Genomic DNA, 13,129 nt, shown 5'->3' with positions numbered 1-13,129 from the left:
TCATGCTGCCAACTCCAGCTCCCGCCAGCCTTGGCCGTCGCTTTGTTGCAATAGACCCTTGGGAACGAGACACCCCGGCTGTCCGGGAGATGGGCCCCAATCCTTCGTCGACCACCGCCCTTCCTTTCGAGCATAGCCGAGCCGTCGTAACCATTGGTCGGGCGCCAGCGCCGCGTTATCGGTTGCCGTTGCCGTGAACCCTTCGAACCGCCGTTTGCTTATGAAGCGGCAGGCATGAATGGTTTCGAGATCGGGTTTGGTTTTCAGGAACGCGACGTAAGGCGCTATGCCGGACACACAGGCGGCGCGCTCTTCGTCATCGAGCTTGTGCCATTCAACGAAGGCCTCTGACTTCGACATGTTCGGCGTCTTGGGATACGCCTTCCAGAAGACTTCGAAGGCGTTGGTGTAGGAAACCTTTCTCTTCGGTTTGACGACAAGGTCCGGAATTTTTCCGGACAAATCTTTCCTTTCTGTATCTGTCTCTGTCTCTGGTCTAGCATCCGCTTGCGGCGCGCTAGCAGTCGCTAGCACTTTTGATAAAAAACCACATGAAATCAGAGGCTGTAGGTTAGGGGTCGTGTCGAGATAGGCTAGCCGCTTCAAGTAGGCTGGATTGTTCGGGACCATCCCGCCATTCCGGGACGCCACAAGCATGCAAACAATTGCTAGCAGCTTGCTAGCATCGTCTAGCGTCACCCAATCCTCGCTAGCGAGCAGCGCAAAATGGAGTTTGATCCAGGGTGGATTGCGGTCTTTGTAGTGCTGGAACTGCTCCCAGTTGCGCACCTTCAGGAACGTTTGCTTCGCTGCCATCATAACCTCGCGGCGTTTCGGACGGCCGAGCATGCGATGTCCACGAACAGATCGACCGTTCTGACCGGGCCGTTGCGCTGCTTGCCTATGATGAATTCCAGCTTGTTCTGGACATCGACAAGGCGCTGCACGCGGTCCATCTCTGCTTCCGCGTCCTTGCCCTTCTCCTTTTCGAGATAGTAGGCCTCTCGAAAGAGGAAGATTATCGTGTCCGCGTCTTGCTCGATGGCGCCGCTGTCGCGCAAATCTGACATAATCGGCCGGCGCTCGTTCATTGCGCGGCTTTCGATGTTGCGGCTCAGTTGCGACAGTGCCACCACCCCAACATTATATTCCCGCGCCAGCTCGCGAAGGCCCCCGGAAATCTCCGTGATTTCGTTGTTCCGGTTGCCTTGGTATCGGGCAGAAGGGCGGATGAGCTGAAGGTAGTCGACGAATAGCACCCCCAGTGGAGATCCGACCGCTTCGGCGTCTTCCATCATCCGTTCGGTTTTCACCCGGATATCGGACATTGATAGGCCAGGCTGTTCTTCGATCCACAACGGCAAGCTTTCAAGGTCGTGGTTCGCGCTCTTCAGGGCGTCGACCTCGCTCCGCTCAACTCGACCCGTAATCAAATTGCTGTAGGCGATCTGCACGCCCCAGTCGTAGGCGATGTCCGTGAGCGCTCGCATGGCAAGGCGCTTGGCGCCCATCTCCAACGAGATAAACCCTGTTCCGGCCCCGCTTTTTGCCGTCCGGATTGCAACGGACAGGCCAACTGCGGTTTTGCCCATGGAGGGACGCGCGCCAATGACGGTCATTTCCCCGCGCTGAATGCCACCAGTCGATCGATTAACATCGGTCAGGCCCCAAGTGATTCCTGTCAGGCCATTGCCGCGAAGCATGGCTTCATCGATTTCGGCAAATGCACCTGTGGCGGCTTCGGCCAACGTCACGCGAGACTTCCGGCGCGGGCCGGCGCGAAGCTCTGCGGCGATGGCATCGAGTTCGGCGGCTATCCCCTGGATAGTTGCCTTGGTGTCAGACGTTGCGTCGTGCGCAGTATCACGTAGGAGCTTGCCAACCTCGGCCGCCTTCAATCGAGCCCACTGGTTGACGACCGCCTTGCCGCCGCGCTCCAGCCCAGCCGGGCCGTTGACGACCGACGCGGCCAGTTCCGCCATGTAGGCGGCGGGATACTGCTCAGTCTTTTGGACGAACAGGATCTTGGCATCTTCCGGCATCAGCCGAAGAACAATCGGCATCGTCGTCGAGCCGTACTGTTCATGCGCGGCCCTGATCGCCCGATAGATCAGCCGATGCACGTCAGGGATGAAATGTTCTTCCCGCAGGAAGCCCATCACCTTCCGAAAGTCGCCGCCGAAAAGCAGCGTGCCAAGCACGTCTTGCTCTATTTCCGGGACATAGGCGCCGTCTGGGATCGTCTTCGCCGCTGCGGTCAAGGACGGTGCCCCGTCTCTTTGGTGGGGCGATAGGTGTTCGCGACGTAGGTGTAGAAGAATGCCCCGAAAGCTTTGCCGGCGGCGTGAGCGTCGGCCATGTCGCCGGTCTCTTGCGCCTTGTTGCGAAGGTCGCGCCACTCGATAAACGCGCGTTCCTGTTCCTCGTTCATGGCGTCGTCGATGTCGCTCATGCCGCTTGTCTCTCAAGCAGGCGCCTCAATTCGGCGTATGCCTCAGGCAGGCTTGGCCCCGACGCTGTGACACCAGTTTCCATATCGCGAATGATCACTGTGCCATCAGCGGTGGTGATGTGGGTGTAAGCCGCCGCCATGAAGTCGCGGACCTTCTTCGCGGTCTCGGGCCAGCAGCGGCGCCCTTCCCGCAGCCGCGTAACGAACTTCGGGTCGTTTAGTGCGATTATGCCAATCTTGGAGTCCGCCATCTTCAGCTTGTCCTGGAAGGTGGCGATCTCGCCGAGGAGTTCCGTCCTGGTGTCCATAGGGTGCCTCAAGGGGTTATTGCCTATTAACCAATAGGCTAAAACCCTAGTGACGGTCAAGTCTCAATAGGCTAAAACCTCCTGAGCGTTTAGCGTAAGGGGAAAAAACACGGTGAATAACGAATGGGACGCTCGTTTCCGCGAGCGGATGGAGGCCCAGGGCCACACGATGAAATCGTTATCGCTGGCGGCGGGGCTTAATGAATCGTTTGTCCGCGACATGCTTCAGCGGGGGCGCCGCCCGAGCTTGGACAAATTCTCTCGCCTAGTGGCGATCCTTGGCACGACTGTCGCTGAGATCATGGGCGAGGACATTCCAGCAGACAGCCCGCGCATGGTTCCGCTTATGGGCTTTGTGGGCGCTGGTGCTGAGGTGGAGCCGGATTTCGAACAGGTGCCCGAAGATGGTCTGGAGCAGATCCCCGTGCCTTTCGCATTGCCCGCTGACATGATCGCATTCCAGGTGCGCGGTAGTTCGATGCTCCCTCAGTTCCGTGACGGCGCTGTCTTGATCGTCTACCGGGAGCAGCGCCGATCAATCGAAAGCTTTTATGGCGAGGAAGCCGCCGTTCGAACGAGCGACGGCAGGCGGTTCATCAAAACCATCCTCCGGGCCAATCAGAAGGACCGCGTCAACCTCATGTCGTGGAACGCCCTGCCAATCGAAAACGTCCACCTTGCCTGGGTCGGAGAGATATTCACGGTGTTCCCGCCCAAGTCTCTACACCGGGTCGCAAAGCAAGGCGGCATCCAAGGCAATCTTGGGCTGAAAAGCGCATAAGGGGAAATAACCTATTGACCAGAGGGGAAATTACCCCTTAGTGTAGGCTTCATCAACTCGATGGAGCCACCATGCACACCGCCGCCGCTTCGGTCTTCGCCGATCTCGCCCGCCCGCTGGGCCTCAATGTCGAGGCTCAAGGTCGTCTCGCCACCGCGTGGCGCTACTCGCTGCGCGAAGTGGCCGACCATCTTCTTTTTATCAAGCAGCACCTCGCCACCATCGCCCAGCGCGACGAGCTGTTGACCACCACCATCCGCCGCCACAGCCCGAAGTTTGTCGGCTATGCCCGTCAGCAGCTCGCCTATCGCCTGCCGCTGTACCTGGCCGCTGTGCGCCGCGTCTCCGAATACGAAACCAAGATGGACCTTCACGGCGTGGCTTACGCCCGGTCCAGCAATGCGTGGGAGACCTGATCCCGACACCGGAAATCGGATTTCTCCGACGAGAAGTCGGACACCGCCGACAAAATCCCTGCTGAAACGCAACGCGAGTTCTTCGCGCTGATCATGCGCCAACAAATTGGAGAACGAAAATGGCCTGCACCGCCCATGTCCGCATCATCGCACAGGAGCAGCATCCAGACGCGGAACTGCTTGCCCTTCGCGCCGAGTTTCTTGAGGCTTGGGCCGCAGAGCGCGCCGCCTTTGTTGCGGCCGATCTGGCGAGCATCGGCAACAGCACCCCTGAAATCGACAGTGCCCACGATCGTTGCGCCATGCTGGCGCGGCAGATGCTTGGGCACCGGCCGGTGACGCTAGAGGGTGTCAAGGCCACGGCGATGATTTGGGGCTGGCTGCACTACCAGTCGTCGAGGCCAGGAGACTACGAAGGCGGCGAGCATGGGAACAACACAGACGAGCGGGCTTCGCACGCCGTCATGACGTTCCTGCTGCGGGATGTCGCGGCGTGAGCGCACCCTCAATCTCTGTCGCGATCCGCCCACGGCTCGTATTCCTCGTCAGGGTCGCCCCAATTTTCGGAGTAGCGATCCCGAAGGCGGCTGACGATGAGCTTTATGGCTTCGTCCGGCTCAGCAAACCGCACATCCGCCAAGCGCAATATCTTGAAGGCGAGGTCGATGCGACCCTCTTTGAAGCGATCAAGGGCGGAGCGCACCGAGTCGCGACCAAACATATCCAGGAGCCCACGGTCCAATTCGCGCTGAAGATCCGAGGTCTCAACGCCGGTGGCGCTGACCCTTCGCCATCTGTGAAGCCGATCCATAAACCCATCAAGACCTACGGCGCTTGGTGGAAGAGTTTTCGGGGAGTACTGATCGAACTCAATTCCCGAACTCAGTCGCTCAGACAGTTTGTCGAGGGCTTCGATCAGCGTGGCCCTGTAAGGGAAGCTATTGGCTGTCTGTGCGCTTGCAATCGCAGAATGCACCTTGTCGAGCACCTCAATGATATCGGGCTCCGGTGGGAACAGTTGCTCCAGCGCCTGCACAATCTCGGCGTTCATCGACCGCTTGTTGGCTTCAGCCGATTTCGAAATGCGGTCGCGCATACCTGTCGGCAGGCGAAGAACAAACTTGTCTTGGTCCTTGGCGAGCGGCTCTTTGGTCATGTCAAATCCATAGTGGCACCATGCCATAAAATAAATGGTGGCATAATGCCATCAGCGAATTGACATCCGTAATGGCATTGTGCCATCTTGGTTAACGGAAAGGAGAACAGCTTGTCCGACAGAACCGCCCTCCAGCTTCGCCTGCCTCAAGATGTGAAGGCATTCATCGAAGCCCAAGCCACCCGAAACGCATCTTCGCAGAATTCAGAAATCGTGCGCTGCATCCGCGAGCGCATGGATCAAACGAAAACGGCGACCAGCGAGCTTGCAGGCTCGAACTGATCGCCGTTCCGAAATGAAACCGCCTTGCAGGGCGGCTCCCCACATCATCAACGCCTAGGAGCAGAAGATGACTAAGACAGCAAATAGCACGGTAAACGTGAAAATTCCAGCCCAGCCGGCCCGCAAGGTCCCGCATGAGGCTGACACCTTGTCATTCATGCATCGCAAGCCCCGCGATGTCGGCGGCATCAACTACTGGAACGTCGAGGCCACCGGCCATTTCGGCAAGGACTGCGACAAGGGCCACGAACTGGCGCGCGAATATCTCGACTTTATCGGCCGGTACCCGACCAACGGCAACGCCACGCTGCTGGGCTGCATCGTCAACGACATGTGCCGTCTCCGCCAGGAGGAACGGAAGCCATCCGGCAACCATCTGACGGGCGTCGAAATCGGCTTCCTGGGCGAGGTCAATCGCTACACCATGGCCACGATGGTCGCTGTGGTCAAAATGCTGGGCAAGTCGGAAGGCGGTGACGCATGACCGCGCCGTCCTACAATCTCGACGATCTCCAGATTGATATCTGGGATCTGCACAGGCTCATCGCCGCTACCTACAGCATAGTCCATGAAATGCCCTACGAGCGCGACGGCAAGCGCGATGACGAGCTTGATCGTGTCGCCTCCTTGCTGCGCATAGCCCAGGATTTTTCAGAGAGAGTAAGCGCCAACACCGATCAGCACTATGACGAGATCAGGTCCGGGCGGACAGGCGGTGCGATATGAGCCCCGCCTTGAACCACACCGATCTGGAAGGCGAAGTGCGGGACGCCGTGTTGGCGGCCCGTCTGGTCCTGAATTGGCTCAACAGCCATTTCGAAACGCAAGCCGAAAACAGCAACTACCGCGTTCATGAGAGTGACGCCGAAATGCTGGTTTTCGCCGGCAGGATCGCCCTGGAAAAAAGCGAGGCCGTTCTGACCAAATGGGAGGCTGTCCACGCGGGGAGGGTCGGTGGATGACGCGGGCCGATCAGTTCGAGGATTCGCCTCTGACCCTAAAGGAGGCTTGCCAGCTTTTTTTCAGGGACCGCATCACTCCGGCCACGTTGCGAGCCGAGGCCCGCCGTGGCAGGCTTAATATCATGCGTATAGGCAGGGCGGATTTTGTGTTGCCCTCGTCGGTGAGAGGAATGATGACCAAATGCCAAGACCCGCCAAAGGAGCCCGGCTCTATCTCGACCCGAAACGACGCGAATGGGTCATCCGCGATGTCGGCGAGGTCTTCGAACGCACAGGCTGCGGCGAACCAGATCGCGCAGGAGCTGAAAAAAGGCTCGGGGAGTACATCGCGGAAAAATTCAAACCAGTCACCCGCGAAAGTGATCTCGCTCGCCTCTCGGTCGCCGAAGTCCTGACCGCCTACGGGCGGGAGTACGCGCCGCACAAGAAATCCGCCGAGCGAAGCGGCTACGCCATCGCCGCGCTCGTGCCCTGGTGGGGATCGAAGACACTGGCGGATGTTCGCGGCGAGACATGCCGGGCATACGCAAAGGCACGGGGCAAGACCGTGAAGCCGGGGACGATTCGGCGCGAACTCGCCGCACTGTCGAAGGCCATCAACCATTGGCACAAAGAACATGGCCCGCTGGCATCAGTGCCGGAAGTGACCATGCCTGATGTTCCGCCCGTCCGCGACCGATGGCTGACGAGAACGGAGGCAGCGATGCTGCTTGCTGGCGCACTGGGCTTCTACCGTGAATTCTGGTGCGACGTGGCCAGCCGTCGAGAGCACTACCGGTGGCGCCGGAACCGGTTTGCGATCAACCGCCATTTGGCCCGCTTCTTACTGCTCGGGCTCTACACCGGGTCGCGGCGCGCGGCGATCTGCAACGTCCAGTGGATGGCGAACACCACGGGCGGTTGGATCGACAGCCAGCGCGGCGTCATGCATCGGCGAGGGGAGGGCGTAGCGGAAACGAACAAGCGCCAGCCGCCCGTGCGCCTTGGAAAGCGAATCAGCGCGCATCTGCGCCGATGGAAGCTTATCGACGACAATGCCCGTGACGAAGCTGCCAGGGAGGCCGGCGAGCCCGTTGCGGTCAATCTGCATGTTGTCAGCTACATGGGCCGTGGCGTGGCCTCTGTCCGTACCGCATGGGAAATGGCGATTGATAACGCTTGGCTAGATCCAGCCATCACCGGGCAGTCGGCGATTACGCCGCATGTGCTGCGCCACACGCGCGCAACCTGGATGATGTTCAAGGGCGTAGATATCTGGGAAGCGGCCGGCGCGCTCGGCATGTCGGCGAAGACCCTCGACAAGGTGTATGGCCACCACCACGTCGACTTTCAGAAGAACGCGGCGGAAGTCTGATGACTACACCTGTTGGATGGTTTGTTCGAGTTTGGGTCGGCGAAAAAGAATCGGACGACCCTGCCTACGACACAGCCCTTTACATGGCAGGCTACCCAACGCCGGCCGAAGCTGAGGCTGCAGTAAGACGTGCCCGCCCGAAGAGCGGCGAACGGATGGAAGTCCTGGACGGGGAGATCGTGCCTGGCATCGGCCCCCAACCGGCGCCGGGTGAGGTTCAGAGACTTCGAGGCGCAGTCTGAATAAACGAGTTTCTGTGCCGTTTCTGTGCCAGCCAGATCAGCGAGTTAGCTAAGTTATTGAAAGGATGGTGGGCGTGACAGGGATTGAACCTGTGACCCCTGCAATGTCAATGCAGTGCTCTCCCGCTGAGCTACACGCCCATCCGAAGCCGCGCATACACCATTTTTGATCCAGCGCGTCAATAGCAGGAAAAAGGAAAGAAGGCGTCGTCTCGCCGCAGTGGCGAAGAGGTGCGGCGCCTCGCCTGGAAAACGGCTCAGGCCGCCTGCAGCATCTTCTCGACCTCGTTGACGAGGTCACGCAGATGGAACGGTTTCGACAGCACCTTGGCGTCTTTCGGCGCCTTGGAATCCGGGTTCAGCGCAACGGCGGCGAAACCGGTGATGAACATGACTTTCAAATCAGGATCGATCTCGGTGGCGCGCCGCGCCAGCTCGATGCCGTCCATCTCCGGCATGACGATGTCGGTCAACAGCAGCGAGAAAGGCTCCTCGCGCAGCCGCTCATAGGCGCTGGCGCCATTGTCGAAATCACTGACCTGGTAACCGGCGCGCTCCAGCGCCTTGACGAGGAACCGACGCATATCGTCGTCGTCTTCCGCCAGAAGAATGCGTGCCATGATATCCCGTCCGAATCACCCGCCCGAGATTGCCGTTGGGCAAGCCCGTTAACCATCCTGTATATGAGGAGGTGAGGGTAAACATCAAGTGAACGCGGACGGCGATGATCCATATTTGCCGGGCGTATGCCGCCGCTGAAATGCTGGACACGCGGCCTGCAAGGTGGCATTTTCAGATCATGATGCACTGGTGTTTTCGGGTTCGCTCAAATTGAAGACGGCAGCCGAGGATTTTTCGGTCTTTCCACCCTTCGAAATCCGGTCGGGCGCCGAGCAGCGCGTCCCCTTCCTCTTCAACTCGCCGCATAGCGGCCGCTACTATCCGGAGCGCTTCCTTGCCATGGCGAGGCTGGACCGCAACGCCATCCGCCGGTCCGAAGACTGCTACGTCGACGAGCTGTTCGGCGGCGCCGTGGCGCTCGGCGCACCGTTGCTGGCGGCGAATTTCCCGAGGGCCTATCTCGACGTCAACCGCGAGCCGTGGGAGCTCGACCCGCGCATGTTCGCCGAGCCGGTGCCGTCCTTCTGCAACATCCGCTCGGCGCGGGTGGCTGGCGGGCTTGGCACGGTGCCGAAGCTGGTGGGCGAGGGGCTCGACATCTATTCCGGCCGCCTGCCGCTGGCCGAAGCCGTCGCCCGCATCGAGGCCGTCTACAAGCCCTATCACGAGACACTGAAGCGGCTGTTGACCCGGACCCATGCGCGGTTCGGCTTTGCCGTGCTGATAGACTGTCATTCAATGCCGGCAAGCATCCGTGTCGGCGACAGCGGTCTGCGGCCCGACTTCATCATCGGCGACCGCTTCGGCATCTCGGCAACCGCCGCCCTGACCGAGACCGCGATCGGCCTGCTCAGCGCCATGGGCTATTCGGTCGCCCACAACAAACCCTATGCCGGCGGCTTCATCACCGAGCATTACGGCCGCCCGGCGCGCCATCTGCATGCGCTGCAGATCGAGGTCAATCGCGGGCTCTACATGAACGAGCGGACCTTCGAGAAGGCCGCCGGCTTCGATGCGCTGACCGACGATCTGACGCGGTTCTCAGCCGACCTGATGTCGATGCCCGACCATCATTTCATCGACCTTCCGCTGGCCGCGGAGTGAGCGGCCTGCCGCTGGCAGCGGACTGAAATCGCGGCGTAAAAAAAGACCGCATCGTTTGCACGATACGGTCGAAGTCTAGGGAGGAAACGCCCAAGGAGGGCATGGACAGGAAACCCTGTCCGAGGTCGAGGGTATTGTGCGCTGCACAAATGTCAAGCGACCTTCAGGCTTTTTTAATTCACTGTGATGTGGAAATTGCGTTTCGACGACGCTTGTGTGACATCCGGGCAACAGATGCCGTCGCGGAAAAGTCGTCGAATACGCTTGTTTTGGTACGAAATTGGCGGCAGAGCACGGCTCGGACATGCTGCAGTGCGGGAGAATCAGTTGGACATCAGTGTCGATTTCATGCGCCGCATCGCGCAGGTGGCAGCGGCGGAGACCTTGCCGCGCTTTCGTGCCCAGGGTGCGGTCGCCAACAAGGAAAAGGGCAGTTTCGATCCGGTCACCGAGGCCGATCGCGAGGCCGAGCGCGCCATCCGCGCACTGATCTCTGCCGAGTATCCCGACCATGGCATTCTTGGGGAAGAGCATGGCAGCGAGAACATCTCGAGCCGGCATGTCTGGGTGATCGATCCGATCGACGGTACGCGCGCGTTCATTTCCGGCCTGCCGGTGTGGGGCACGCTGGTTGGGCTGACGGTCGACGGCGACGCAGTGGCCGGCATGATGGCGCAACCCTTCACCGGCGAGTTGTTCTACGCCAACGCCTCGGGTTCGCACTATGAGGGGCCGGGCGGGCCTCGCAAGCTGACGACCCGCAAGACGACGAAGCTCGCCGAGGCGACGCTGTTCACCACCACGCCGGCGCTGTTCAAGGGCGCGGCGCGCGAGCGTTACGACCAGTTCGAAAAGCAGATCCAGCTCGCCCGCTACGGAGCGGATTGCTATGCCTTCGCCATGATCGCCTCGGGAAGCGTCGACATTGTCGCCGATCCCGGTTTGAAGCCCTACGACATCGTGGCGCTGATCCCGATCATCGAAAAGGCAGGCGGCGTCGTCACCACATTCGATGGCGGGCCGGCCGAACAGGGCGGCGACGTCCTGGCGGCTGCAACGCCGGAACTCCACGCAGCTGCCATGGCCGCCTTGCGCGGCTAAACGATAGCCCGCCGCCATTCAGGTGATGTCGACCGCTTGACGCCGTCCTTTTACTGTCTCGCGGCACCCCTTGGGAACCGCGGGCCAGCGACCGGCGCCTGTCAGGCTGTGGGGTCGTCGCTGCCGGGAATGAAGGCGTCGAAGGCGGCGAGCAATTGCTCGCGGTAGATGTCGGCTTCCTGCAGGATTTCGTGACGGGAGCCATCGATCATCAGCAATGAACCGAGCCGCAGACGTCTGGCGTAGGCTTCCACGGCCCTGGTCGAGACGACCTGGTCGGCGCCGGCGGCGATGACCAGCAGCGGGACCTGGATCCGAGCCATGAAATCGGGGTCGCTGACGGCTTCCGATGCTTTCGCGGCTGCCTGCAGCCAGCGGATCGTCGGCCCGCCAAGCGCCAGTTGCGGGTATTCTTCGTAGAGCCGCGTGTTGCGCCGATAGCGTACCGGGTCCGACGTCAGCTTGTTGGTCTCGAAAGGGGCCGTCACCTTCGGCCGCGGACCCCAGGCGGCGTAGAGCCGGCCGAGGCCGAGAGCGCAGAACAAGGAACAGACGCGGCGAACCGTCGAGATCGAGACCGGCAGGTCGGGCAGCGTCAGGAAGGGCGCGATCAGCACCATGCGCCGGATGCGGTTCACCATCGATGGGGCGGCAAGCAGGGTGATCAAGGCACCTGCCGAATGGGCGAGGATGTAGTACGGTCCGCGGCAATCGGGCAGCACGATCTCCTCGAAAAACTGTTCGAGGTCGGCGGTGTAGTCGCGGAAGCTGCTGACGTAGCCGCGCTGGTTATCGTGGATCAGCCGGTCGGAATCGCCCTGGCCGCGCCAATCGAGCGTGGCGACGCCAAAGCCGCGATCGGCAAGGTTGCGGATGGTTTCGAAATATTTCTCGATGCACTCGTTGCGGCCGGTGAGCAGGACCACGGTGCCCTTCATCGGGCGAGCGACCGCGCCGAACAGGCCATAGCGGATATTCTTGCGGTCACGCGTGGTGAAGAAGCCGCCGGTGGCATTTTCCGGCCGCGGATTGCCCTCGACTTCGTGAAAAAGGGAGTTTTCGGTGAAAAGATCCGTCATTCGGCGCTTCGTGCTCGGCGTCTCGCATGCCCGCCTGCGCTGGCCGGCTCCGCTAAGGTGATAGACGCCCATGCGCCAAAAGCCAAGGAATTCCCGGTGAAGGGGAGGCTGCATCAGGGAAGGCCGGAAGCCGCTCGAAAGCGTGCTTCCGGCCTCTGTCGATCCGGGAGGAAGGGACGTTACACCCGGTCGGCCTCGTTGCGGTGCCTGTTGTGCAATCGGCGCCGCCAGTCCTTGATCCTGGAATGGACTTTAGCGCCGGCTGCCTGAACGCGCGCCGAAGTGCCGGTTCATCTGCCGTTCATCAAGGGTCCGGGCGCCGTGGCTTTTGCCGCCAGGTGAAATCTTGAAATGCTTTCCTGCGCTCCCCAAATGTCTCGTGCGGTCGCCAATGTCGGGGCCGCTGGCCCACCCGAAACGCCGCTCAAGGGTTTCGCACCGGCCATACGCAAACCATGTTGCTCAACAGGAGAACACCTCATGCGTCACGTTGATTTTTCCCCGCTTTATCGCTCGACCGTCGGCTTCGATCGTCTCTTCACGATGCTCGATTCGCTTGCGCAGCCGGATGGCGCGCAGACCTATCCGCCCTACAACATCGAGCGCACCGGTGAGGATTCCTACCGGATCTCGATGGCGGTTGCCGGCTTCTCGGACGAGGAAATCTCGATCGAAGCCCATCGCAACGTGCTGACCGTGAAGGGTGAGCGCAAGGACGAGGGCACCGGCGAAGGGTCCGAGCTGCTCTATCGCGGCATTGCCTCGCGGGCCTTCGAACGCCGCTTCCAGCTTGCCGACCACGTCGAAGTTGTCGGTGCTTCGCTGAAGAACGGCCTTCTGTTCGTCGACCTCAAGCGCAACATCCCCGAGGAGCTGAAGCCGCGCAAGATCGCCATTACGGCGTCTTCGGCCAAGGCCAAGCAGATCGAGGCCAAGACCGCTGCCTAAATACAAGTCTCCTCCCGAGACGGAAGCGGCGCCGAAAGGCGCCGCTCAGGCTGCTGACAAACCCCTGGCATTTGCCGGGGGTTTTTGATTCACTGGGTCATGTTGAAGCGACCCGCCCCTGAACAGACCGCCCTCGAGATGGTAACGCTGGATCAGTTGGTTCCGGCTGATCACCTGTTGCGCAAGATCGACCGTGTGATCGATTTCACCTTCATCCATGATCTGACCGCGCCGCTTTATTGCCCCGACAATGGCCGCCCGCCGCTCGACCCTACCTTGATGTTCAAGGCGCTGTTCATCGGCTACCTGTTTGGAGTTCGCTC

19 protein-coding genes and 1 tRNA gene are annotated in these 13,129 nt (G+C 60.7%); 12 read left to right on the top strand and 8 right to left on the bottom strand.

Annotation, left to right across the window (positions count from 1 at the left end; genetic code table 11):
• From MESCI2_RS0116625 to MESCI2_RS01000000134765, 4 genes are read right to left on the bottom strand one after another with little or no spacing between them, the layout of a single operon-like run.
• Entirely contained in the window at positions 1-849 is an 849-nt protein-coding gene (locus MESCI2_RS0116625) for a hypothetical protein (protein ID WP_197031558.1), read from the bottom strand.
• On the bottom strand, positions 816-2,261 hold the full coding sequence (locus MESCI2_RS0116620) for a replicative DNA helicase (RefSeq protein ID WP_245270367.1): 1,446 nt from the start codon (positions 2,259-2,261) through the stop codon (positions 816-818). The genes MESCI2_RS0116625 and MESCI2_RS0116620 overlap by 34 nt, the downstream gene beginning before the upstream one ends.
• Positions 2,258-2,452: a hypothetical protein gene (locus MESCI2_RS0116615; protein ID WP_027037569.1), complete on the bottom strand. Its 195-nt coding sequence runs from the start codon at positions 2,450-2,452 to the stop codon at positions 2,258-2,260. The genes MESCI2_RS0116620 and MESCI2_RS0116615 overlap by 4 nt, the downstream gene beginning before the upstream one ends.
• Entirely contained in the window at positions 2,449-2,760 is a 312-nt protein-coding gene (locus MESCI2_RS01000000134765) for a hypothetical protein (RefSeq protein WP_032900891.1), read from the bottom strand. Before MESCI2_RS01000000134765 ends, MESCI2_RS0116615 begins: the two co-directional genes overlap by 4 nt.
• A 112-nt stretch (positions 2,761-2,872) precedes the next feature.
• On the opposite strand from MESCI2_RS01000000134765, the gene MESCI2_RS0116605 reads away from it, so the two are divergent.
• From MESCI2_RS0116605 to MESCI2_RS0116595, 3 genes are all read left to right on the top strand, one after another.
• Positions 2,873-3,541 (top strand): LexA family transcriptional regulator, encoded by a 669-nt coding sequence (locus tag MESCI2_RS0116605; protein WP_027037568.1) that lies wholly within the window; start codon positions 2,873-2,875, stop codon positions 3,539-3,541.
• A gap of 71 nt (positions 3,542-3,612) precedes the next feature.
• The gene (locus MESCI2_RS0116600; RefSeq protein ID WP_027037567.1) at positions 3,613-3,957 is read left to right on the top strand and encodes a hypothetical protein; all 345 of its coding nucleotides are present in this window, start codon (positions 3,613-3,615) and stop codon (positions 3,955-3,957) included.
• Positions 3,958-4,076: 119 nt separating this feature from the next.
• Positions 4,077-4,454 (top strand): hypothetical protein, encoded by a 378-nt coding sequence (locus MESCI2_RS0116595; protein WP_027037566.1) that lies wholly within the window; start codon positions 4,077-4,079, stop codon positions 4,452-4,454.
• An 8-nt stretch (positions 4,455-4,462) separates the two neighbouring features.
• On the opposite strand, the gene MESCI2_RS1000000136145 is transcribed toward MESCI2_RS0116595, so the two are convergent.
• Complete coding sequence (locus MESCI2_RS1000000136145; protein ID WP_050596570.1) at positions 4,463-5,113, bottom strand: Arc family DNA-binding protein; 651 nt, start codon at positions 5,111-5,113, stop codon at positions 4,463-4,465.
• 111 nt (positions 5,114-5,224) lie between these two features.
• On the opposite strand from MESCI2_RS1000000136145, the gene MESCI2_RS1000000137950 reads away from it, so the two are divergent.
• The 5 genes from MESCI2_RS1000000137950 (at position 5,225) to MESCI2_RS0116560 (ending at position 7,711) form a co-directional block, all read left to right on the top strand.
• Complete coding sequence (locus tag MESCI2_RS1000000137950; RefSeq protein WP_155936620.1) at positions 5,225-5,395, top strand: Arc family DNA-binding protein; 171 nt, start codon at positions 5,225-5,227, stop codon at positions 5,393-5,395.
• Positions 5,396-5,462: 67 nt separating this feature from the next.
• The gene (locus MESCI2_RS0116580; protein ID WP_155936619.1) at positions 5,463-5,879 is read left to right on the top strand and encodes a hypothetical protein; all 417 of its coding nucleotides are present in this window, start codon (positions 5,463-5,465) and stop codon (positions 5,877-5,879) included.
• On the top strand, positions 5,876-6,121 hold the full coding sequence (locus MESCI2_RS0116575) for a hypothetical protein (protein ID WP_027037564.1): 246 nt from the start codon (positions 5,876-5,878) through the stop codon (positions 6,119-6,121). Before MESCI2_RS0116580 ends, MESCI2_RS0116575 begins: the two co-directional genes overlap by 4 nt.
• Positions 6,118-6,357 (top strand): hypothetical protein, encoded by a 240-nt coding sequence (locus tag MESCI2_RS0116570; protein WP_027037563.1) that lies wholly within the window; start codon positions 6,118-6,120, stop codon positions 6,355-6,357. The genes MESCI2_RS0116575 and MESCI2_RS0116570 overlap by 4 nt, the downstream gene beginning before the upstream one ends.
• A 181-nt stretch (positions 6,358-6,538) precedes the next feature.
• Positions 6,539-7,711, top strand: a complete 1,173-nt coding sequence (locus MESCI2_RS0116560) for a tyrosine-type recombinase/integrase (protein WP_027037562.1) — start codon at positions 6,539-6,541, stop codon at positions 7,709-7,711.
• A gap of 308 nt (positions 7,712-8,019) precedes the next feature.
• On the opposite strand, the gene MESCI2_RS0116555 is transcribed toward MESCI2_RS0116560, so the two are convergent.
• Positions 8,020-8,094 (bottom strand) — tRNA-Val (locus tag MESCI2_RS0116555).
• A 116-nt stretch (positions 8,095-8,210) separates the two neighbouring features.
• Positions 8,211-8,573, bottom strand: coding sequence for a cell cycle two-component system response regulator CpdR (gene cpdR, locus MESCI2_RS0116550; protein ID WP_006199474.1), 363 nt, complete (start codon positions 8,571-8,573; stop codon positions 8,211-8,213).
• 163 nt (positions 8,574-8,736) lie between these two features.
• On the opposite strand from cpdR, the gene MESCI2_RS0116545 reads away from it, so the two are divergent.
• Together MESCI2_RS0116545 and hisN are read left to right on the top strand one after the other, a co-directional pair.
• The gene (locus MESCI2_RS0116545; RefSeq protein ID WP_027037561.1) at positions 8,737-9,678 is read left to right on the top strand and encodes an N-formylglutamate amidohydrolase; all 942 of its coding nucleotides are present in this window, start codon (positions 8,737-8,739) and stop codon (positions 9,676-9,678) included.
• Between the two features lie 327 nt (positions 9,679-10,005).
• Positions 10,006-10,779 carry a histidinol-phosphatase gene (hisN, locus tag MESCI2_RS0116540; RefSeq protein ID WP_027037560.1) on the top strand — a complete coding sequence of 258 codons (774 nt, stop codon included), beginning with the start codon at positions 10,006-10,008 and terminating at the stop codon, positions 10,777-10,779.
• Between the two features lie 101 nt (positions 10,780-10,880).
• Here the strand turns inward: hisN and MESCI2_RS0116535 are convergent, their stop codons facing one another.
• Positions 10,881-11,858: an alpha/beta fold hydrolase gene (locus MESCI2_RS0116535; protein ID WP_027037559.1), complete on the bottom strand. Its 978-nt coding sequence runs from the start codon at positions 11,856-11,858 to the stop codon at positions 10,881-10,883.
• A gap of 480 nt (positions 11,859-12,338) precedes the next feature.
• Between MESCI2_RS0116535 and MESCI2_RS0116530 the strand changes: the two genes are divergently transcribed.
• Together MESCI2_RS0116530 and MESCI2_RS01000000134750 are read left to right on the top strand one after the other, a co-directional pair.
• Positions 12,339-12,806, top strand: a complete 468-nt coding sequence (locus tag MESCI2_RS0116530) for an Hsp20 family protein (protein ID WP_013529716.1) — start codon at positions 12,339-12,341, stop codon at positions 12,804-12,806.
• Between the two features lie 99 nt (positions 12,807-12,905).
• The coding region (locus tag MESCI2_RS01000000134750) for a transposase (RefSeq protein ID WP_027038413.1) at positions 12,906-13,129 on the top strand (224 nt) is incomplete at its 3' end.

Origin of the sequence: Mesorhizobium ciceri WSM4083 (genome assembly GCF_000519305.1) — a bacterium.
In the GTDB taxonomy this organism is placed as follows: Bacteria; Pseudomonadota; Alphaproteobacteria; order Rhizobiales; family Rhizobiaceae; genus Mesorhizobium; species Mesorhizobium ciceri_B.
This window is presented reverse-complemented; position numbering and strand designations above follow the sequence as displayed.

What these genes read in the sequence shown, in the direction of transcription:
- MESCI2_RS0116570 (WP_027037563.1), top strand. Translation starts at nt 6,118, where the DNA reads ATGAGCCCCGCCTTGAACCACACCGATCTGGAAGGCGAAGTGCGGGAC.
- MESCI2_RS0116625 (WP_197031558.1), bottom strand. Translation starts at nt 849, where the DNA reads ATGCTCGGCCGTCCGAAACGCCGCGAGGTTATGATGGCAGCGAAGCAA.
- MESCI2_RS0116595 (WP_027037566.1), top strand. Translation starts at nt 4,077, where the DNA reads ATGGCCTGCACCGCCCATGTCCGCATCATCGCACAGGAGCAGCATCCA.
- MESCI2_RS0116580 (WP_155936619.1), top strand. Translation starts at nt 5,463, where the DNA reads ATGACTAAGACAGCAAATAGCACGGTAAACGTGAAAATTCCAGCCCAG.
- MESCI2_RS0116560 (WP_027037562.1), top strand. Translation starts at nt 6,539, where the DNA reads ATGCCAAGACCCGCCAAAGGAGCCCGGCTCTATCTCGACCCGAAACGA.
- MESCI2_RS01000000134765 (WP_032900891.1), bottom strand. Translation starts at nt 2,760, where the DNA reads ATGGACACCAGGACGGAACTCCTCGGCGAGATCGCCACCTTCCAGGAC.
- MESCI2_RS0116575 (WP_027037564.1), top strand. Translation starts at nt 5,876, where the DNA reads ATGACCGCGCCGTCCTACAATCTCGACGATCTCCAGATTGATATCTGG.
- MESCI2_RS0116530 (WP_013529716.1), top strand. Translation starts at nt 12,339, where the DNA reads ATGCGTCACGTTGATTTTTCCCCGCTTTATCGCTCGACCGTCGGCTTC.
- MESCI2_RS1000000136145 (WP_050596570.1), bottom strand. Translation starts at nt 5,113, where the DNA reads ATGACCAAAGAGCCGCTCGCCAAGGACCAAGACAAGTTTGTTCTTCGC.
- MESCI2_RS0116600 (WP_027037567.1), top strand. Translation starts at nt 3,613, where the DNA reads ATGCACACCGCCGCCGCTTCGGTCTTCGCCGATCTCGCCCGCCCGCTG.
- cpdR (WP_006199474.1), bottom strand. Translation starts at nt 8,573, where the DNA reads ATGGCACGCATTCTTCTGGCGGAAGACGACGACGATATGCGTCGGTTC.
- MESCI2_RS0116615 (WP_027037569.1), bottom strand. Translation starts at nt 2,452, where the DNA reads ATGAGCGACATCGACGACGCCATGAACGAGGAACAGGAACGCGCGTTT.
- MESCI2_RS0116535 (WP_027037559.1), bottom strand. Translation starts at nt 11,858, where the DNA reads ATGACGGATCTTTTCACCGAAAACTCCCTTTTTCACGAAGTCGAGGGC.